Origin of the sequence: Buttiauxella izardii, from assembly GCF_003601925.1 — a bacterium.
In the GTDB taxonomy this organism is placed as follows: Bacteria; Pseudomonadota; Gammaproteobacteria; order Enterobacterales; family Enterobacteriaceae; genus Buttiauxella; species Buttiauxella izardii.
The window spans coordinates 1-20214 of sequence record NZ_QZWH01000005.1 but is presented as its reverse complement, the minus strand read 5'-3'; the positions used below and the strand labels follow the sequence as shown (position 1 = coordinate 20214).

20 protein-coding genes and 1 other annotated feature are annotated in these 20214 nt (G+C 50.8%); of the genes, 10 read left to right on the top strand and 10 right to left on the bottom strand.

From position 1 onward, the window contains the following. The first annotated feature begins 109 nt into the window (after window positions 1-109). From gndA to wzzB, 4 genes are all read left to right on the top strand, one after another. Window positions 110-1522: an NADP-dependent phosphogluconate dehydrogenase gene (gene gndA, locus D6029_RS02750; RefSeq protein WP_120063299.1), complete on the top strand. Its 1413-nt coding sequence runs from the start codon at window positions 110-112 to the stop codon at window positions 1520-1522. A 155-nt stretch (window positions 1523-1677) separates the two neighbouring features. Beyond that, complete coding sequence (gene rfbB / locus D6029_RS02745; protein WP_120063298.1) at window positions 1678-2742, top strand: dTDP-glucose 4,6-dehydratase; 1065 nt, start codon at window positions 1678-1680, stop codon at window positions 2740-2742. A gap of 21 nt (window positions 2743-2763) precedes the next feature. Further along, the gene (gene rfbA, locus D6029_RS02740; protein ID WP_120063297.1) at window positions 2764-3636 is read left to right on the top strand and encodes a glucose-1-phosphate thymidylyltransferase RfbA; all 873 of its coding nucleotides are present in this window, start codon (window positions 2764-2766) and stop codon (window positions 3634-3636) included. A gap of 292 nt (window positions 3637-3928) precedes the next feature. Continuing rightward, window positions 3929-4915, top strand: coding sequence for an LPS O-antigen chain length determinant protein WzzB (gene wzzB / locus D6029_RS02735; RefSeq protein ID WP_120063296.1), 987 nt, complete (start codon window positions 3929-3931; stop codon window positions 4913-4915). Window positions 4916-4969: 54 nt separating this feature from the next. Here the strand turns inward: wzzB and hisIE are convergent, their stop codons facing one another. The 9 genes from hisIE to hisL all read right to left on the bottom strand — a co-directional run bounded on the left by hisIE (window position 4970) and on the right by hisL (window position 12205). Beyond that, the gene (gene hisIE, locus D6029_RS02730) at window positions 4970-5581 is read right to left on the bottom strand and encodes a bifunctional phosphoribosyl-AMP cyclohydrolase/phosphoribosyl-ATP diphosphatase HisIE (protein WP_120063295.1); all 612 of its coding nucleotides are present in this window, start codon (window positions 5579-5581) and stop codon (window positions 4970-4972) included. Continuing rightward, on the bottom strand, window positions 5575-6351 hold the full coding sequence (hisF, locus tag D6029_RS02725) for an imidazole glycerol phosphate synthase subunit HisF (protein WP_120063294.1): 777 nt from the start codon (window positions 6349-6351) through the stop codon (window positions 5575-5577). Before hisF ends, hisIE begins: the two co-directional genes overlap by 7 nt. Continuing rightward, window positions 6333-7070, bottom strand: coding sequence for a 1-(5-phosphoribosyl)-5-[(5-phosphoribosylamino)methylideneamino]imidazole-4-carboxamide isomerase (gene hisA, locus D6029_RS02720; protein WP_120063293.1), 738 nt, complete (start codon window positions 7068-7070; stop codon window positions 6333-6335). The genes hisF and hisA overlap by 19 nt, the downstream gene beginning before the upstream one ends. A gap of 5 nt (window positions 7071-7075) precedes the next feature. Continuing rightward, window positions 7076-7666: an imidazole glycerol phosphate synthase subunit HisH gene (gene hisH, locus D6029_RS02715; RefSeq protein WP_120063292.1), complete on the bottom strand. Its 591-nt coding sequence runs from the start codon at window positions 7664-7666 to the stop codon at window positions 7076-7078. Next, complete coding sequence (gene hisB, locus D6029_RS02710) at window positions 7666-8733, bottom strand: bifunctional histidinol-phosphatase/imidazoleglycerol-phosphate dehydratase HisB (RefSeq protein ID WP_120063291.1); 1068 nt, start codon at window positions 8731-8733, stop codon at window positions 7666-7668. The genes hisH and hisB overlap by 1 nt, the downstream gene beginning before the upstream one ends. After that, entirely contained in the window at window positions 8730-9812 is a 1083-nt protein-coding gene (gene hisC, locus D6029_RS02705; protein ID WP_120063290.1) for a histidinol-phosphate transaminase, read from the bottom strand. The genes hisB and hisC overlap by 4 nt, the downstream gene beginning before the upstream one ends. Then, window positions 9809-11116: a histidinol dehydrogenase gene (hisD, locus tag D6029_RS02700; protein WP_120063289.1), complete on the bottom strand. Its 1308-nt coding sequence runs from the start codon at window positions 11114-11116 to the stop codon at window positions 9809-9811. Before hisD ends, hisC begins: the two co-directional genes overlap by 4 nt. Before the next feature lie 4 nt (window positions 11117-11120). After that, window positions 11121-12020 (bottom strand): ATP phosphoribosyltransferase, encoded by a 900-nt coding sequence (hisG, locus tag D6029_RS02695; protein WP_120063288.1) that lies wholly within the window; start codon window positions 12018-12020, stop codon window positions 11121-11123. Between the two features lie 36 nt (window positions 12021-12056). After that, window positions 12057-12179 (bottom strand) — a sequence feature (His leader region). After that, on the bottom strand, window positions 12155-12205 hold the full coding sequence (gene hisL / locus D6029_RS22575) for a his operon leader peptide (protein WP_202914407.1): 51 nt from the start codon (window positions 12203-12205) through the stop codon (window positions 12155-12157). Its footprint overlaps the feature before it by 25 nt. Before the next feature lie 197 nt (window positions 12206-12402). Here hisL and D6029_RS02685 point away from each other — a divergent pair, with 197 nt between their 5' ends. From D6029_RS02685 to D6029_RS02665, 5 genes are all read left to right on the top strand, one after another. Continuing rightward, entirely contained in the window at window positions 12403-13230 is an 828-nt protein-coding gene (locus D6029_RS02685; protein ID WP_120063286.1) for an SDR family oxidoreductase, read from the top strand. Window positions 13231-13268: 38 nt separating this feature from the next. Beyond that, window positions 13269-14195, top strand: a complete 927-nt coding sequence (locus tag D6029_RS02680) for a LysR family transcriptional regulator (RefSeq protein ID WP_120063285.1) — start codon at window positions 13269-13271, stop codon at window positions 14193-14195. A 123-nt stretch (window positions 14196-14318) separates the two neighbouring features. Then, the gene (gene gabT / locus D6029_RS02675; protein ID WP_120063284.1) at window positions 14319-15617 is read left to right on the top strand and encodes a 4-aminobutyrate--2-oxoglutarate transaminase; all 1299 of its coding nucleotides are present in this window, start codon (window positions 14319-14321) and stop codon (window positions 15615-15617) included. 154 nt (window positions 15618-15771) lie between these two features. Further along, a complete protein-coding gene (gene yoeI / locus D6029_RS22825; RefSeq protein ID WP_120063352.1) occupies window positions 15772-15834 on the top strand; it encodes a membrane protein YoeI in 63 nt (20 codons plus the stop codon). Beyond that, window positions 15824-17188, top strand: coding sequence for an APC family permease (locus D6029_RS02665; protein WP_120063351.1), 1365 nt, complete (start codon window positions 15824-15826; stop codon window positions 17186-17188). Before yoeI ends, D6029_RS02665 begins: the two co-directional genes overlap by 11 nt. An 88-nt stretch (window positions 17189-17276) precedes the next feature. On the opposite strand, the gene sbcB is transcribed toward D6029_RS02665, so the two are convergent. After that, complete coding sequence (gene sbcB, locus D6029_RS02660; RefSeq protein WP_120063283.1) at window positions 17277-18704, bottom strand: exodeoxyribonuclease I; 1428 nt, start codon at window positions 18702-18704, stop codon at window positions 17277-17279. A 265-nt stretch (window positions 18705-18969) separates the two neighbouring features. Between sbcB and dacD the strand changes: the two genes are divergently transcribed. Then, the gene (gene dacD / locus D6029_RS02655; protein WP_120063282.1) at window positions 18970-20136 is read left to right on the top strand and encodes a serine-type D-Ala-D-Ala carboxypeptidase DacD; all 1167 of its coding nucleotides are present in this window, start codon (window positions 18970-18972) and stop codon (window positions 20134-20136) included. Window positions 20137-20214 lie beyond the last annotated feature (78 nt).

The window sequence follows — 20214 nt, the reverse complement described above, 5'->3', positions numbered from 1 at the left end:
GTTGTTGCCTCCTACGAATCTTTCCCCAGAAGGATAAATTGGGTTAACATCCAAGCTACATTTCAAGCCGCGCGTTTGCCGTGGTGACCAACCCTGACAGGAGTATGTAATGTCCAAACAACAGATCGGCGTCGTAGGTATGGCAGTAATGGGGCGCAACCTTGCGCTGAACATTGAAAGCCGTGGCTATACTGTTTCCGTGTTCAACCGTTCCGGTGACAAAACGGAAGAAGTGATCGCCGAGAACCCGGGCAAGAAGCTGGTTCCTTATTACACAGTGAAAGAGTTTGTTGAATCTCTGGAAACTCCTCGTCGTATTTTATTAATGGTTAAGGCAGGCGAAGCCACGGACAAAACCATTGATTCTTTGAAGCCTTATCTTGATAAGGGTGACATTCTTATCGATGGTGGCAATACCTTCTATCACGACACTATCCGCCGTAACCGTGAACTGTCTGCTGAAGGTTTTAACTTCATTGGTACCGGTGTTTCTGGTGGTGAAGAAGGCGCCCTGAAAGGCCCATCTATCATGCCTGGAGGTCAAAAAGAAGCTTACGAACTGGTTGCACCAATTCTTAAGCAAATTGCTGCTGTGGCAGAGGATGGCGAACCATGTGTTGCTTATATCGGTGCTGATGGTGCTGGTCACTATGTGAAAATGGTTCATAACGGCATTGAATACGGCGACATGCAGCTTATCGCCGAAGCCTATTCACTGCTTAAAAATGGTCTGAATCTGTCTAATGAAGAGTTGGCAACAACCTTTACTGACTGGAACAAAGGCGAACTAAGCAGCTACCTGATTGACATCACCAAAGACATCTTCACTAAAAAAGATGAAGAAGGTAACTATCTGGTTGATGTGATTCTTGATGAAGCCGCGAACAAAGGTACTGGAAAATGGACTAGCCAAAGTTCGCTGGATCTCGGTGAACCATTGTCGCTTATCACTGAATCTGTGTTCGCGCGTTACATCTCCTCGCTCAAAGAGCAACGTGTCGAGGCTTCTAAAGTGCTGAGTGGCCCGCAGGCTAAACCGTTTGCTGGTGATAAAGCAGAGTTCTCTGAGAAAGTACGTCGTGCATTGTATTTGGGTAAAATTGTCTCTTATGCACAGGGCTTCTCACAACTGCGTGCCGCTTCTGAAGAGAATAACTGGGATCTCAACTACGGTGAGATTGCTAAGATTTTCCGCGCAGGTTGCATTATCCGTGCTCAGTTCCTTCAGAAAATCACCGATGCGTATGCAGAGAACCCAGCGATTGCAAATCTGCTGTTAGCTCCTTACTTCAAGCAAATTGCTGACGAATATCAACAGGCACTGCGTGACGTTGTTTCTTACGCAGTACAGAATGGTATTCCAACACCTACCTTCTCGGCCGCCATCTCTTACTACGATAGCTATCGCTCAGCGGTTCTGCCTGCCAACCTGATTCAGGCGCAGCGCGACTACTTTGGTGCGCATACCTACAAGCGTACCGATAAAGAAGGTGTGTTCCACACCGAGTGGATGGAAAAGTAATTAACTGTCAGTAAGTTATGCTTTAATTTAAAACCAGTGGAGAATGCTCTCCATTGGTTTTTTCTTTTTTAGAAGTGTGTAAAATTTGCTTTTGGGTTATTGCTGCCGATGTTTTTAAAGGCAGGCTTAACTGAAATCAGATTATTTGAGGCCTTATGAAAATTATAGTCACAGGCGGTGCAGGGTTTATTGGTTCTGCGGTTGTTCGCCACATTATCGAAGCCACTCATGATGAGGTTTTGGTCATCGACAAGTTGACTTACGCAGGGAATCTTGAGTCTCTTGCCTCAGTCTCAAGCAATGAGCGTTACTCATTTCGCCAGATTGATATTTGTGCCCCCACCGCCTTAGCGACTGTTTTTCAAGACTTCCAACCGGATGCAGTGATGCATTTGGCCGCCGAGAGCCATGTTGACCGTTCCATCGTCGGACCCGCTGCCTTTATTGAAACGAATATAGTCGGAACTTATGTATTGTTAGAAGCTACGCGAGACTACTGGAGCCAGCTAACATCATCGGCAAAAGAGAGCTTCCGTTTCCACCACATATCAACCGATGAAGTATTTGGTGATTTGCATGGCACTGAATCGTTATTTACTGAAACAACTCCATATGCGCCGAGCAGTCCTTATTCCGCATCAAAAGCATCAAGCGACCATCTTGTGCGTGCCTGGATGCGAACCTTTGGGCTGCCCACGATCGTGACCAATTGCTCTAATAATTATGGCCCTTACCATTTTCCGGAAAAACTAATCCCATTGGTTATTCTCAATGCACTTGAGGGCAAGCCTCTGCCAGTGTATGGAAATGGGTGCCAAATTCGAGATTGGTTATATGTTGAAGATCATGCCAGAGCACTTTATACCGTTGTTACCGAAGGTGAACCGGGTGAAACCTACAACATTGGCGGGCATAACGAGCGTAAAAATATTGATGTCGTTAAAACTATCTGCCGTTTGCTTGATGAGATAATTTCCGATAAACCAATGCAAATAGATCGATTTGAAGAGCTCATTACCTATGTAACAGATCGTCCTGGCCATGATTTGCGCTATGCTATCGACGCTTCTAAAATCGAACGGGAACTTGGCTGGACACCGGCTGAAACCTTTGAGAGTGGTATCAGGAAAACGGTTGAATGGTATCTGGCTAATGAATCGTGGTGGCAACGTGTTAAAGATGGTTCGTATTCAAGAGAACGTTTGGGCCTTAACAGCTAATCAAGAATATAAGGATTTAATATGAAGGGGATTGTTCTGGCAGGTGGTTCGGGTACTAGGTTGTATCCAATCACCCGTGGTGTCTCGAAACAACTGTTGCCTATTTATGATAAGCCCATGATTTACTATCCGCTCTCGGTACTTATGTTGGCTGGGATTCGGGATATTTTACTGATCACAACGCTTGAGGATCTTCCCTCATTCCAGCGTTTACTGGGCGATGGCTCTCATTTAGGTATTAATCTGAGCTATGAAATCCAGGCTCGGCCGGATGGTCTTGCGCAAGCTTTCATCATCGGGGAGGAATTCATTAATGGAGAAAGTTGTTCGCTAGTGCTCGGTGATAACATTTTCTTTGGCCAGGGTTTTGGCAGCAAACTGGAAATGGTTGCTCAACGGGAGAGCGGAGCGACAGTTTTTGGTTATCAGGTTATGTCTCCCAATCGCTTCGGTGTTGTCGAGTTTGACGAGCAGTATCGTGCATTGTCCATTGAAGAAAAACCTCAACACCCTAAATCCAATTGGGCAGTAACTGGACTCTATTTTTACGATAACAAAGTTGTCGATCTGGCGAAGCAAGTTAAGCCGTCTGAAAGAAATGAGCTGGAAATCACCAGCATTAACCAGATGTATCTGGAGATGGGGGCATTAACTGTTGAGTTGCTGGGGCGTGGGTTTGCCTGGCTTGATACGGGTACGCACGATAGCCTGATTGAAGCATCGCAGTTCGTCCATACCATAGAAAAAAGGCAGGGTTTTAAAGTTGCATGTCTTGAAGAAATTGCTTATCGTAAAGGGTGGCTAACTCCGGAGCAGGTTCTTGATAATGCAAAATCCATGGATAAAACCTTATATGGTCAATATTTGATCCAATTGGTTGGCGCTGACATTTAATTGAGGGCCTTCCAGTAGATTAATTTGTCTTCGCCAGATTAATTCAATTAAGAGATTAGCGATAAAGAGCGTAGCCTCATGCAGGTCCTAAATTTAGGGGTTGCATGAAATTTGTTCGTTTATTATCCACTTTCATAAATTTAATAGATCATATAACTTTAATTTTAGACGCTATTTTCAGCTCAATCTGACAAAAATTTTTCATTTGCTATTACGTATTTTTTCGTTGATCCGATTATACTAATCGACTGTAGCATCTCGCATTTAGTGAACAAATTCTCTTAGGGTAAACATGAATCCAGATAACAATAACATGGCGAATTACCACACGGATAGCAATCAGGAATCTATTGATTTAATTGATTTAATTATTCAATTGTGGAAAGGCAAAGTCACCATCATAGCTTTTGCTGTTCTAACTATCATTCTTGCAGTTATCTATCTGTTCGTTGCCAAAGAGAAATGGACCTCTGAAGCGATCATCACCTTGCCTGATTCTGGGCAGGTAGCGAATTACAATAATGCGATGGGTGTCCTATATGGTGGTAGTGCACCATCGAACGTCGAAGTACAGGAACGCTTTTTCGGGCGTTTCAACTCTGCCATTTCAGCCTTATCGGAACTATTAGATAACCAGGACAAACCCGAAAAACTGACAATCGAAGAGTCAGTTAAAGGTCAGCCTGTTCCTTTGAAAGTGAGCTATGTCTCTACGAGCCCGGCAGAAGCGCAAAAAACGCTCACAACTTACATCCAGCAAATCAACAAACGAGTTGTCAATGAACTGGACGATGATTTGAAAACAAGCATCAATTCTAAAGTTGAGGATCTGAATGTAGATTTGGCGACTAAAGAAAAAATTGCTCAAGAGAAGAAAGACAAGCGTCTGGAAATTCTAAATCAGGCATTGATCGTTGCGGAGCAATCCAACATCAAAAATACCCTGGTTCAGCAGGCAGAAACGTTGTCTGAAGATACGTTGTTCGTTCTGGGTAGCGATGCGCTTTCAGCTACCATTAAGAATGAAGCGACTCGTCCTCTGCCGTTGGATGATAGCTATTTTGATGCACGTCAATCATTGTTAGCGATTAGTGCGTTGAAATCTAAGCCTGATACCACTTACGCATTCCGCTATGTTATGAAACCTTCTTTACCTATCCGTCGTGATAGCCCTAAAAAGGGTCTAACTTTGGTTCTGGGCGCGCTGATTGGATTGATCATCGGCTCTGGTGTGGTACTTGGTCGTAACGCACTGCGTAACTATAAACCTGTAGTCTAAGTCCTGTAGTAATGAAAAAGGCCGCAATCGCGGCCTTTTTTATATCTAAAAAACCTACTTATGCCTTTCCCGCAAATTCTCAATCACCGCGCTCAAATCCAGCTCCTGATCCTGCAATAGCACCAGCAAGTGATAAACCAAATCCGATGCTTCATTCTTCAGCTCAAAGCGGTCATTCACGGTCGCAGCCAGCGCAGTCTCAACGCCTTCTTCACCGACTTTCTGAGCAATACGTTTAGTGCCACTGGCATACAACTTCGCAGTGTAAGAACTCTCCGGGTCGGCACTCTTACGCGATGCCAGCAACTCTTCCAGCTGATACAAGAAATGCCAGTCGTGATTCGTTTCGCCAAAGCAGCTTGAAGTGCCGAGGTGGCAGGTTGGGCCGATGGGATTTGCCAGAATCAGCAGCGTGTCGTTGTCGCAATCGGAAGCAATGTTCACCACGTTAAGGAAGTTGCCCGAGGTTTCGCCTTTGGTCCACAAACGCTGTTTGGTGCGTGAGAAGAACGTGACCTTGCCGCTTTCAATCGTCTGCGCCAGCGCCTGCGGGTTCATGTATCCCAGCATCAGCACTTCGCCAGATTTCGCGTGTTGAACAATTACCGGCATCAGTCCGTCGGTTTTTGCCCAGTCCAGTTGGTCTTGCTGTTCTTGTGTTAACACACTCTTATCTCCACGCCTTGTTGAGCCAGATACAGTTTCAGCTCGCCAATATTAATAATCTGTTTATGGAACACGGATGCCGCCAGTGCGCCATCAACATCGGCATCACGGAAGGCTTCGAGGAAGTGTTCCATGGTTCCCGCGCCGCCAGATGCAATCAGCGGTACGCGGCAAACTTCACGCACTTTCTTTAATTGCTCCAGGTCGTAGCCGTTACGCACGCCGTCCTGGTTCATCATATTGAGCACGATTTCCCCGGCACCGCGTTTTTGCACTTCCTGCACCCAGTCTGCGGTTTCCCACGTGGTCACGCGCGTGCGGCTTTCATCGCCGGTATATTGATTGACGTGATATTTCCCGGTTTCGCTGTCAAACCAGGTATCGATTCCGACCACAATACACTGCACGCCAAAGCGATCTGCCAGACGCGTGATCAGCTCCGGGTCAGCGAGAGCGGGGGAGTTGATAGAGATTTTATCCGCACCATATGACAAAATCTGCGCCGCATCTTCAATCGACTTAATGCCGCCTGCCACGCAGAAAGGAATGTCGATAACTTCCGCCACGCGTGACACCCAGCTTTTATCCACCACGCGGCCATCGCTGGAGGCGGTGATATCGTAAAACACCAGTTCGTCGGCACCTTCGGCAGCGTAACGTTGCGCCAGTGGCACGATGTCGCCGATGATTTCATGGTTGCGGAACTGCACACCTTTTACGACTTGCCCGTCGCGTACGTCCAGGCAAGGAATTATCCGTTTTGCCAGCATGAAATCGCCTCCGTTACGTTAAATTTCCCTTCCAGCAATGCCCGCCCGACAATCACGCCCTGCACGCCGGTTCCGCGCAGCGCAGCGATATCATCAAGCCCGCCAATGCCGCCAGAAGACTGGAATGCCACTTGCGGATAACGCGCACAAACTTCTTCATATAATGAGACGTTCGAGCCCGCCATCGTGCCGTCGCGTGAAATATCCGTGCACAGCACGTGTTTCAGGCCAACCGGCAAATACATCTCCACCAGTTCTTCCAGTGAGACGCCCGAGTTCTCTTGCCAGCCGCTTACTGCAACCTGTTTATTGCCCAGTTCGTCGATGCGCACATCGAGCGCAAGCACCAGCGCATCGGCACCAAAACGGGTAAACCAGCCTTTCACAATCTCTGGCGATTTCACCGCTGTAGAGCCGACAACAACTCGCGCTACGCCCGCTTCAAGCAGTGCCGCAACATCGTCTTCCGTACGCACGCCGCCGCCAACTTGCACCGGCACTTTCACGCCTGCAACCAGCGTTTTAATCAAAGGAATCTGGCGTTTTGCCGGGTCTTTCGCACCGGTCAAATCTACAAGGTGCAGCACTTGCGCACCCTGCGCTTCATAATCTTGCAGGCGTGGGAGCGGGTCGTTACCGTAATCACGCTGCTGGCCGTAATCCCCCTGATGGAGGCGCACCACTGTGCCGTCAATTAAATCGAGAGCTGGAATAATCATGGTGCTTACATCTCCAGGAAGTTTTTCAGTAATTTCGCGCCTGCGGCACCGGAGCGCTCCGGGTGGAACTGCACGCCGAAGAAATTATCTTTTTGCACCGCCGCCGTGAAGGCTTCGCCATAGCTGGCCTGCGCGATAGTGTTCGCACAAACCGGCATCGCGTAGCTATGCACAAAGTAAAAATAATCGCCGTCGTCGATGCCACGGAACAGGCGGTCGCCCGCTTTTGGATAAACACGATTCCAGCCCATATGCGGCAAAGGCAAACCGTGGTCGGTCATTTTCAACACCGGTTCGTCGATAATGCCGAGCATGTCGATGCCGTTGCTTTCATCGCTGCGGGACGCCAAAAGCTGCATCCCGAGGCAAATACCGAGCACCGGTTGAGTACACGCTTTAATCAGCTCCACCAAATCGCGTTCGCGAATTTGATCCATCGCCGCCTGTGCGGTTCCCACGCCGGGTAAAAACAGTTTATCGGCGCGCAGTACTACATCCGGGTCGCGACTCACCAACGGCTCGTAGCCATGGCGCTGAATCGCCGCTTTCACCGAATGCAGGTTGGCGCATCCTGTGTCCAGAATCACCACGTTCATTACAACACTCCTTTTGAGGAGGGCAGCGTGTCGCCTTCAACCTTAATTGCCTGGCGCAGCGTGCGGCCAAAGACTTTAAACAGGCTTTCGACGCGGTGATGGTCGTTTTTGCCTTTGGTTTTCAGGTGCAGCGTCACGCCCATGGTGTAAGAAAGCGAGCGGAAGAAGTGCTCAACCATTTCGGTGCTTAAATCCCCCACGCGCTGGAAGTTATATTCAGCTTTGTACTCAAGGTGCGGACGGCCAGAAATATCCAGCGCACAGCGTGCCAGGCATTCGTCCATCGGCAGCGTAAAGCCAAAGCGAGTAATGCCGCGTTTATCGCCCAGCGCGATTTTCAAGGCTTCGCCTAATGCCAGACCAGTGTCTTCAACGGTGTGGTGATCGTCGATATACAGGTCGCCTTTCACGCTGATATCCATACGGAAACCGCCGTGGGTGGCAATCTGATCCAGCATGTGGTCGAAGAAACCCACGCCGGTATTAATTTTGCTGCCGCCTTCGCGGTCCAGCCAAACTTGCACGTCGATTTGTGTCTCTTTGGTGGCGCGTTCGACGTGGGCGTAGCGGTCACGTTTGGTCAATTGCTCGCTAATCATCGGCCAGTTCAGCGTTTCGCCGTGGTAACGCAGCCCTTGAATGCCCATATTCTCAGCCAGTTCGATGTCCGTCGCGCGGTCTCCAATCACATAGCTGTTAGGTTTATCCAGCAAGCCTTCTTCCAGGTAGCCTTTCACCATCGCCAGTTTAGGTTTACGGCAATCGCAGTTGTCGGCGGGCAGATGCGGGCAAATCAGCACGTCATCAAAGTTCACGCCCTGAGAAGTAAACACCTGCATCATCAGGTTATGTGGGCCGTCGAAGTCGACCTGCGGGAAGCTGTCCGTTCCCAGGCCATCTTGATTGGTGATCATCACCAGCTTGTATCCGGCTTTTTGCAGTTGCAGCAGGGCGGGAATCACCGCTGGCTCAAACGCCAGTTTGTCCATGCGATCCACCTGGAAGTCTGAAGGTGGCTCGGAAATTAAAGTGCCGTCACGGTCGATAAAAAGAATTTTCTGGCTCACACGCCCTCCGTGGCCGTCAGGCCGGGTTGTTCACGCAGCGCAGCAATGGTGCGCTCGCACTCGGTACGGGTGCCGACGGTAATCCGCAGGCAGCCGCTTAACGATGGTTGTTTGTTTTGGTCACGTAGGATAATGCCCTGATCCCACAGCGATTTAAATACCGCACTGGAAGCGGTTATGCGCACCAGCACATAGTTGGTTTCGGAGTCGAAAACTTGCTCAACGCAGTCAACGTCCTTTAAAGCCGTGATTAAGTACTGACGATTCACCAGCACTTCCGCCACGCGCTCACGCATCGCATTGATGCCCTGCGGGCTGAGTGCCTGCGCGGCAATATCTGCAACCGGTGTTGAAAGTGGGTAAGGCGCAATCACTTTCATCAGCAAATTAATCACTTCTTCGTTTGCCAGTGTGAAGCCACAACGCAGGCCCGCCAGCGCAAAGGCTTTAGAAAGCGTGCGCAGAACCACAAGATGCGGATATTCATTCAGCCAGCCAGCCAGCGTCGCCTGCGGGCAAAATTCAATATAGGCTTCATCTGCGATAACCAGCGCTTTACCGCGCGCCATTTCCAGCAGCACACGGAAATCCTGCGGGTTGATTAACTGGCCAGTTGGGTTGTTCGGGCTGCATACGTAAATGACTTTAACGCCTTCGATGTTCTCAGCGATTCCCGGTAAATCGAGCTGCCAGTCCGCAAGCGTTGGCACGGTACGGCACTCAACGTTGAAGGCTTCGCTGCTGACGCTGTACATGCCGTAAGTTGGCGGGCAGTAAAGCACCGCATCTTTACCCGGCTCGCAGAAGGCGCGAATCAGCAGTTCGATACCTTCATCTGCGCCACGGCTGACCAGAACTTGTTCCGGTTTTACGCCCGCATACTCGGCGTAACGCTCAATCACCAGTTTTGGCTGGCATTCCGGGTAACGGTTTAGCGTCTGCTGCGTTAATTCAAATTCAACGGCGGTCGGGTATTCATTGGCGTTTAACCATACATCGCCATTACCGCCCAGGCGGCGCGCCGACTGGTAAGGGGTCAGGGCGCGAACGTTCTCACGGGCTAACTCTTCAATGCTCATTGCATCTCCTTCAGCGCAGCAACGCGCAGGGTAACGGCGTTTTTGTGGGCATCCAGCAGCTCGGCGGCAGCCAGAGTTTCAATGGTTTTGGCCAGGCTTGCGAAGCCCTGCGGCGAGAGTTCCTGAACCGTCATGCGCTTCTGGAAATCCGCCAGGCCCAGGCTTGAACAGGTCGAGGTATAACCGTACGTCGGCAGCACGTGGTTGGTGCCAGAAGCGTAATCGCCAGCCGATTCCGGTGACCAGTCACCGAGGAACACCGAACCGGCGCTGGTAATGCTGTCAACCAAATCACGGGCGTTGCGTGTCTGAATAATCAGGTGCTCCGGGCCGTACTGGTTGGAAATTTCAATACACTGCTCTAAATCGCGGGCAACAATCAGGCGGCTGCTTTCCAGCGCTTTACGCGCGGTTTCAGCACGATGTAATGCGGCTAACTGGCGCTCCACCGCTTCGGCAACGGCTTGCGCCATCTGTGCGTTTGGCGTCAGTAAAATGACCTGTGAATCCGGGCCATGTTCAGCTTGCGAAAGCAAATCAGAAGCCACGAAATCCGGCGTCGCGCCGCTATCGGCAATCACCAAAACTTCCGACGGGCCAGCAGGCATGTCGATTGCCGCGCCATCAAGGCGCTGGCTGACCTGGCGTTTCGCTTCGGTGACAAACGCGTTACCCGGCCCGAAGATTTTATCCACTTTTGGGATGCTTTCGGTGCCGAGTGCTAATGCGGCAATGGCCTGCGCGCCGCCAACCTGGAACACTTCCTGCACGCCACAAAGTTGCGCGGCATACAGAATTTCATCGGCAATCGGCGGCGGGGAACACAGCACCACTTTTTTGCAGCCAGCGATACGCGCAGGCGTGGCAAGCATCAATACGGTTGAAAACAGCGGTGCAGAACCACCAGGAATATATAAGCCAACGGAGGCCACCGGGCGAGTCACTTGCTGGCAACGCACGCCGGGCATAGTTTCGATATCCACAGTCGCCAGAGTTTGCGCGACGTGGAATTTCTCGATATTCGCCACGGCCACGGCCATCGCGTCTTTAATTTCTGAACCCAGGCGAGCGACGGCAGCGGAAATTTCCTGCTCGCTGACTTTCAGCTGCTGAACTTCGGTTTTGTCGAACTTCGCGCTGTATTCACGCAACGCCACATCACCGTTAGCTTTCACATTATTCAGAATCTCTGCAACGGTGAGGGTGATGCTTTCCGACGCGGAAATCGCCGGGCGAGTCAGCAGCGCCTGTTGCGCCGCCGCATCGCATTCATTCCAGTTAATCAACGTATTGAAGTTTGCCATGGTGTTACTCCATCATCTTCTCAATTGGTAACACCAGAATCGAACTGGCACCCAGCGCTTTCAGTTTTTCCATGGTTTCCCAGAACAGCGTTTCGCTGCTCACCATATGCATTGCAACGCGCTGCTGGTCGCCTGCCAGCGGCAGAATGGTTGGGCGTTCAGCACCTGGCAGCAGGGCAACAATTTCATCCAGACGCTCGCTTGGTGCATGCAACATGATGTATTTCGACTCACGCGCCTGAATCACGCCCTGAATACGGGTCATCAGTTTGTCGATCAGTTGCTGTTTGGCTTCTGGCATTTCGCCGTCGCGCTGAATCAGGCACGCTTTGGAGCGGTAAATCACTTCCACTTCACGCAAGCCGTTGGCTTCAAGGGTTGCGCCAGTGGAAACGAGGTCACAAATCGCATCTGCCAGGCCTGCGCGTGGTGCCACTTCTACAGAACCGTTCAGCAAACAGGATTTGAACTGCACGCCTTTGCCATCAAGGTAGCGCTTTAACAGGTGCGGATAAGAGGTAGCGATACGCTTGTTATTCAGGCTTGCCGGGCCGTCCCACGGTTCATCAACGGAAATCGCCAGCGAGAAACGGCAACCGCCGAAATCTAAACGACGCAGCGTGTAATAACGCGGGTCTTCGCCCTGAGCGCGGCGGGTCAGCAACTCTTCTTCCAGCACGTTTTCGCCAATAATGCCGAGGTCGACAACACCGTCCATCACCAGGCCTGGGATATCGTCATCACGCACACGCAGAATATCGATTGGCATGTTTTCCGCTAACGCGATCAGGCGCTGGGTGTGCAGGTTGATTTTTATGCCACAGCGCGCGAGCAATTCGCGTGAATCATCGCTTAAACGGCCTGATTTCTGAATAGCTATGCGTAAACGGTTGTTGTCTAACATGTGCAATCTCTCCTGATAAATTCTTGTCTGACGTCCAAAAAAAAGCCCCCGGAAGAAATCTTCCGGGGGCTTATTGACTCGTTCATGCACCACTGGAAGATCTTTTCGTCTCCCAGCACACATCGCCTGAAAGACTAGTCAGGATGATGGTGATGATGGTGGTTAGTATTTTGAACGCGTGTCATAAAATTCTCGTATGAATGTTTATTCATGATGTGCAAATAACGTAAACCAGATTCGCCGTTGAGCGCAAGGGCTTTTTTCACCAGAGATTAATATTCTGTTTAGCCGCAGTAATTGTCAGTTCCGCTAACGTGGCGTAGCCTTAAAGCAGGGTCAAAAAGTACCGCAGAGAAATATGCTGCATTCCAGGAGATAAGGCATGAAAAAGGTTGCGATTGTCGGGTTAGGCTGGCTGGGAATGCCGTTGGCGCTGTCATTATCAGCGCGTGGTTGGCAAGTGACAGGAAGTAAAACCACCCTTGATGGCGTCGAAGCCGCAAGAATGTGTGGGATTGACAGTTATCAACTGCAACTCACGCCCGAACTGGTTTGTGAAAGTGACGACCTCGATGCGTTGCTGGATGCCGATGCGTTGGTGATCACCTTGCCTGCTCGCCGCACTGGCGATGGCGACGATTTTTATCTGCAAGCGGTGCAGGAAATTGTCGATAGCGCGTTAGCGCATGATATCCCGCGCATCATTTTTACCAGTTCAACGTCGGTTTATGGTGAAACGGAAAGCACCGTAAAAGAAACCTCGCCGCTTGAACCCGTCACCGCCAGCGGGCGCGTGCTCAAAGAACTGGAAACCTGGCTGCATGATTTACCGGGAACGTCGGTGGATATTTTACGCCTGGCGGGTTTAGTCGGGCCGGAACGCCATCCCGGGCGCTTCCTGGCGGGAAAAGTGGATGTGCAAAACGGCATGCATGGCGTCAACCTGGTGCATCTCGAAGATGTTATTTCAGCAATTACGCTGTTGTTACAGGCTCCAAAGGGCGGACACATCTATAATTTATGTGCGCCAGATCACCCATCGCGTGCTGAGTTCTACACTCTAATGGCACGTCAGATGAACCTTGATGCGCCAGTGTTCAGAACGGAAGGGCAAAATGGCCACGGTAAGCTGGTGGATGGCAGCCGTATTTGCAATGAACTTGGGTTTGAATATCAGTATCCAAACCCACTGGTAATGCCCATGCAGTAACCGCTGTGGGGCATTGCTCGTGACCGATGGGAACGAGTATGAAACCACTGCTGGATGTGTTGATAATTCTCGATACCCTCGATAAAGAAGGGAGCTTTGCTGCGGCAGCAACAAAGCTCTTTAAAACTCCCTCTGCGCTCAGTTACACCGTTCAAAAACTCGAAAACGACCTCAATATTCAAATTCTCGACCGCTCCGGGCATCGCGCGCGTTTTACGCGAACGGGTCAGCTTCTGCTGGAAAAAGGCCGCGAAGTGCTGCATACCGTGCGCGAACTGGAACAGCAGGCTATCAAGTTGCATCAGGGCTGGGAAAACGAACTGGTGATTGGCGTCGACGATTCCTTTCCGTTTTCGCTGCTGACGCCGCTGATTGAAGCTTTCTACAAAAGTTACAGCGTGACGCGCCTGAAATTTATCAATGGCGTATTGGGCGGTTCCTGGGAAGCGCTCACCGAGGGGCGAGCCGATATTATCGTCGGTGCGATGAGCGACCCGCCATCGCTGAGTGGTTTTGGTTTTACGCTGCTAGGCCAACTGGAAATTGTGTTTGTTGTCGCCCCTCACCATCCACTTGCCGAAGTTGAAGAACCCCTAACGCGCCGCCTGGTAAAAAGGAGTCGCGCGGTCATCGTTGGCGACACTTCGCGCCTTGAACCCTCACGTTCGATGCATTTGCTCGAAGATCAGGACGCCATCACCGTTTTTGATTTCAAAACCAAACTCGAGCTGCAAATCAGCGGCATCGGCTGCGGTTACGTTCCGCGTTACATGGCGCAGCGTTTTATCGAAAGTGGCGTATTGGTGGAAAAACAGGTGGTTTCCCATGTGCCGTTCGTGCCGGTGTGGATTGGCTGGAACGAGCAAACTGCCGGACTTGCCAGTGAATGGTGGCGTGAGCAGATCGTCAACAGCCCGGAAATTGCCGGGGTCTATGGCATCACGAAAAATAATACAAACGGGTGAGTGGCAGGACATATTCACCGCAGCTATTGTTTAAAGTGGATCGTTATTTCTTCGAAAGTGTCTTCGCGTTTATTTTTCTCCTCTGCTTTATTTTGCGGAGTTTTTTGTGCGCAAGGAGTCTGTATGAAGCAAACAAATCAGCAATGGCAGTCCCGGCGTGAGCAGGCGGTTCCTCATGGCGTTGGCAATGCGCTGCCGGTCTACATCGAAAAAGCGAGAAATGCCGAAATTTGGGATGTTGAAGGCAAACGTTATATTGATTTTGCTTCGGGTATTGCGGTGCTCAATACCGGGCATAACCATCCGGCCGTTATTGACGCGGTGCGGCAACAGCTTGAAAAATTTACCCATCCTTGTTTCCAGGTCACGCCTTACGGCAACTATATCGAGCTTGCCGAACGCTTGAATGAACTGGTGCCCATCAGTGAGCCATGCCAGACACTGTTCCTCACTACCGGTGCGGAAGCGGTTGAAAATGCAATTAAAGTGGCGCGTATTGCCACCGGGCGCTCGGCGATTATCGCATTTCGTGGTGCATTCCACGGGCGAACGCTCTTGGGCATGGCATTAACCGGTAAGGTTCAGCCGTACAAAAAAGGTTACGGTCCGTTCCCGGCGGGTATCTATCATGCGCCATATCCGGCGGCGTATCTCGGTGTCAGCGACACCCAGGCGCTGGCCTCGTTGGCGGGAATTTTTGCCGCCGATGTTTCACCGGAGGAAGTCGCCGCCATTATTATTGAGCCAGTGCAGGGGGAAGGGGGCTTCTACGCCGCATCGCCTTCCTTTATGAAGCAACTGCGTGCGCTGTGCGATAAACACGGCATCGTATTGATTGCCGATGAAATCCAGAGTGGGTTCTGCCGCACCGGAAAAACCTTTGCGATTGAACACAGTGAAGTCGAACCCGATCTCGTCACCATGGCAAAAAGCCTCGCGGGTGGATTCCCACTTTCGGCATTGGTTGGCAAGAAATCGCTGTTTGATAAAGCAATGCCGGGCGGGCTTGGCGGCACCTATGCCGGTTCACCCGTGGCGATTGCCGCAGCACTTGCCGTCACCGACATCATTGAGCAAGAAAATCTCAATCAGCGCGCTCAAGAAATTGGTGAGCAAATCACGCATCGTTTACAGGAGATGGCTGAGAAATTTGACTGCATTGGCGATGTGCGCGGTTACGGCGCAATGATTGCGATGGAGCTGGTCGAGGAGCGTGACAGCCATCGGCCGAATAAAGAATTAACACAGGCACTTGTGCAAGAAGCCGGTAAAAAAGGGCTGGTATTGCTGTCGTGCGGAGTACGAGCAAATGTGATTCGTTTTCTCGTTCCGTTAACGGCTGAAAAAGAAATTGTTAATGAAGGTCTCAACGTCTTGTCATCCTGCCTCGAATTGGTGCAAAATACGCGCCTCACTAAATGAGAACAAAAAACCGACGTTAAACGCGTCGGTTATTTTTTTGCATTAAGTTCTAGCAGTCAAACAGGCATCCGCCAAAAAAACCAAGAGGCCGGGCTTCGTACCGGATAGATACTAGCTTTTAAAAAACGACAGTCGTGTCGCCGAGGAAATTTAGATGGGGCAGCTTTTTGCTTTTGCGCATGTATTCGCCGTTTGGGGGAATGACCATGTCGCTTAACGTCACCGCAGGTGCAAAATCTCGTGTTGAACTCCGTAAGAGCCTGACGCTCATTCCGGTTGTTATGATGGGCCTTGCTTATATGCAGCCTATGACCTTGTTCGATACATTTGGGATTGTATCTGGCCTTACCGACGGACATGTCGCTACGGCTTACGCGTTTGCCCTTGTGGCAATTTTGTTCACCGCGTTAAGTTATGGAAAGCTAGTACGCCGCTTCCCATCAGCGGGTTCCGCTTATACCTACGCTCAAAAAGCAATCCACCCGGTGGTTGGCTTTATGGTGGGTTGGTCGGCGCTGCTTGATTATCTGTTTATGCCGATGATCAATATCCTGCTGGCAAAAATCTATTTTGAAGCCCTGGTGCCGTCGATTCCGTCATGGATATTCGTCGTGCTGCTGGTGGGCTTTATGACCATCTCAAACCTGCGCGGCATCAAAACCGTAGCCAACTTCAATAGTCTGATTGTTGTGCTGCAGATGATCGTGATGGTAGTGATTACCGGCCTGGTGATTTACGGCGTGGCAAACGGCGAAGGTGCAGGCACCTTAACCAGCACGCGTCCGTTCTGGTCGGAACACGCCAACGTGGTGCCGATGATCACCGGTGCAACCATATTATGCTTCTCGTTCCTCGGATTTGACGGCATCAGCTCGCTCTCCGAAGAAACCAAAGATGCAGGCCGCGTCATCCCGAAAGCGATTTTCCTGACTGCCCTGATTGGCGGCGTGATCTTCGTGGTGGTGTCTTACTTCCTGCAACTGTACTTCCCGGACATCTCTCGCTTCCACGATCCGGACGCATCACAGCCAGAAATCATGCTCTTCGTGGCGGGCAAAGCCTTCCAGTTCGGCATCCTGATTTTCTCCTGTGTTACCGTTCTGGCATCAGGTATGGCGGCACACGCAGGCGTTTCTCGTCTGATGTACGTGATGGGTCGTGACGGCGTGTTCCCGGAGCGTTTCTTCGGTTACATTCATCCGAAATGGCGCACCCCGGCTCTGAACGTAGTGCTGGTCGGTATCATCGCGCTGTTCGCAGTGAAATTTGACCTGGTGACAGCAACGGCGCTGATTAACTTCGGTGCGCTGGTGGCGTTTACCTTCGTCAACCTGTCCGTGATTTCCCAGTTCTGGATCCGTGAAGGGCGTAACAAGTCCATCAAAGATCATTTCAACTACCTGGTGCTGCCAATCTGCGGCGCGCTGACGGTGGGTGCACTGTGGATTAACCTGGAAGAAAGCTCGATGATTCTGGGTCTGATTTGGGCGGCGATTGGCCTCACTTATCTGGCCTTCGTGACTCGTCGCTTCCGTAACCCGGTTCCGCAATTCAACGAAGATTTAGCGTAAAAGCTGAATATGAAAAAACCCTCATTTGAGGGTTTTTTTTGCATAAATTGTAGGTCGGATAAGCGTTAGCGTCATCCGACAAAGATTTTTATCCCACCAAAAACTGCGCATACTCAAACAACGCTTTCAGCAACGCCGTCTTTTCTTTATCGCTTTCATGCAAGTTATACAGCGCTTCCAGTTCTTGAGCGTAAGCCTGCAACGCTTCCTGCGACAACACTTCACGACGATGCTCTAACCAGCGCTGCTGCTCAGTTTCATCCAGCGTGCCGGGGAAGTTGCGGGCGCGATAGTTAAACAGCAATTTCTCAATACGTTTATCGGCAAAAGTAATATCCAACGCCGGTAAATTTTGCGGCTCGGTTTGCAACACAATGCGCATTGCCGCGCGATCAGCATCGCTAAAGAAACCATTATAGAGCTGCGCATCAACGTTATCAGATGGCACAAAAGGCTCGGCTTCGGCAAAAATCGCCACCGCTTTTTCCCGTATCGCCGGGTGTTCGCGCAGCAGCTTCAGGTTATCCAGACAGCGCTTACGGTCGATGCCTAAACGTTCGGCATCTTCCGGGCGCAGGGTATTCGCCACCGCCAGCACCGGGCATTTATTTAGATGCACCAGTTTAATTGGCACCGCAGCCACATTGCCAAGCGCGGCCTTCGGCGTATACAAACGCTCGCGCAGCGCATCGGCATCCAGTTCCAGCAGTGGGGAGATATCTCCCGCCAAATCCACCACAATCACTGCATTACGGTTATCCGGATGCCACGCCAGCGGTGCAATCCAACTGGTATTTCCGCGAGCCGCGCCGAACATCCCCGAAACATGCACCAGTGGTTTCATCTGTGGGATATCAATCAGCGTGGTGAGTTTATGTTTTGAGCGGTGGCTGTATAGATATTCGAACAGGCGTGGCTGGCGGTTTTTGACCAGTTGCGCCATCGCAATGGTGGCGTAAACATCCGACATCGCATCATGGGCGTTCGCATGTTCAATACCGTTGGCTTTGGTCAAATGCTCAAGGCGGAAACTCGGCAGCCCGTCGTCGTTCTCCGGCCAGACAATCCCTTCCGGGCGCAGGGCATAACAGGCGCGCATCACGTCGAGCAAATCCCAGCGCGAATTATCGTTCTGCCAGCTCCAGCCATACGGATCATAAAAGTTACGGTAGAAAATATTGCGCGTCACTTCGTCATCGAAACGCACATTGTTGTAGCCCACCACGCAGGTTTTCGGCTGCGTAAAAATGCTATGAATACGTTTAGCAAAATCGGCTTCGTTAACGCCGTTCGCCAGCGCGTGCTGCGGGGTAATGCCGGTAATCATCACCGCTTCTGGCTGAGGCAAATAATCATCAGCCGGTTTGCAATAAAACACTTCCGGCTCGCCAATCACATTAAATTGGTCATCTGTCCGAATTGCTGCGAATTGCGCCGGGCGGTCGAGTGATGGGCTTTTGCCGAAAGTTTCATAATCATGAAAGAGGAAGGTCGGTTGCTGCGTTGAATTTTCCACGGTTTACTCCCGCCCTTGAGTGTTGTTTAACATGCTGTAATTAAACTGAAATCCCACTAAAACTCTCTCCATGATGCAAGCTGGTTTGTCGGTCACTGCAATCGTGCATGGTAAACCATAAAGCCGCTGCCTGCACCACTGCGGGAAGCATACAGGGTGAGCATGCAATTCTCTCTATTCATATATTTTTGCAATTTAATTGCGAAAAATCTCGCAAACTCCAGTAAAAGAGGCGGCTGAATTTATTGTTACTGAGGGTATATCGTTGAAGATCCGTCTGTTTGCTGCTTGTTCATTGCTTTCTTTTGTTGCTCACTCCGCTTTTGCCGACGATACCTTTGTTAACGCGCCACCCCCGCCACAAATCCAGGCGGGGTCATGGGTGTTGATGGATTACACCACCGGGCAAATACTGACTGCGCAAAATGAACATGTGCGACGCAACCCGGCGAGTCTGACCAAACTGATGACCGGTTACGTGGTAGATCGCGCCATTGATAGCGGGCGTATCAAGCCAGACGATATTGTGATGGTCGGTAAAGATGCCTGGGCCAAAGGCAATCCGGTGTTTGACGGTTCTTCACTGATGTTTTTGAAAGCGGGCGACAGACTCACCGTTCATGACCTGAGTCGCGGGCTGATTATCGACTCCGGCAACGACGCCTGCGTTGCCCTTGCTGATTACGTTGCTGGCGGGGAACCACAATTTGTAGCGCTGATGAACAAATATGTGCAGCAGCTGCGCCTGCGCGATACCCATTTTGAAACGGTGCATGGCCTTGATGCGCCGGGCCAACACAGCTCCGCCTATGATCTTGCCGTACTTTCTCGCGCCATCATTCATGGCGAGCCTGATTTTTATCATATGTATAGCGAGCGCAGCCTGACCTGGAATGGCATCACCCAGCAGAACCGCAACGGCCTGCTATGGGACAAAGGGCTGAATGTCGATGGCCTGAAAACCGGTCACACAGCCAGCGCTGGCTTCAACCTTATCGCTTCGAGTGTTGAGGGAGAGCGCCGCTTAATTGCGGTGGTGATGGGCGCTGAAAGCTCCAAAGGCCGTGAAGATCAGGCGCGTAAACTGCTGCACTGGGGCCAGGATAATTTCGATACCGTCCAGGTGCTGCATAAAGGCAAAAAAATTGGCACTGAAACCATCTGGTACGGCAACCAAAAGAACGTAGAAGTCGGTACCAATCAGGATGTGTATCTGGCGCTGCCAAAATCGGAAGTGCCTAACATTAAAGCGAAATACGTTCTCGATAAGCCTGAACTGGAAGCGCCAATCGCGGCTAATCAGCATGTGGGTGAAATCGAACTGTTTGACCGCGACAAGCTCATTGCGCACTGGCCGCTGGTGACGCTGGCCGATGTTAAAAAGGGCAGCGCGTGGTCGCGCTTTAGTGATTATCTAAGCCACAAATTATAAGGTGTTTTGTCGGATGACGCTGGCGCTTTCCGACCTACGAAACAATCGATTATTTTTGGTTTTGTAGATACTGTTATG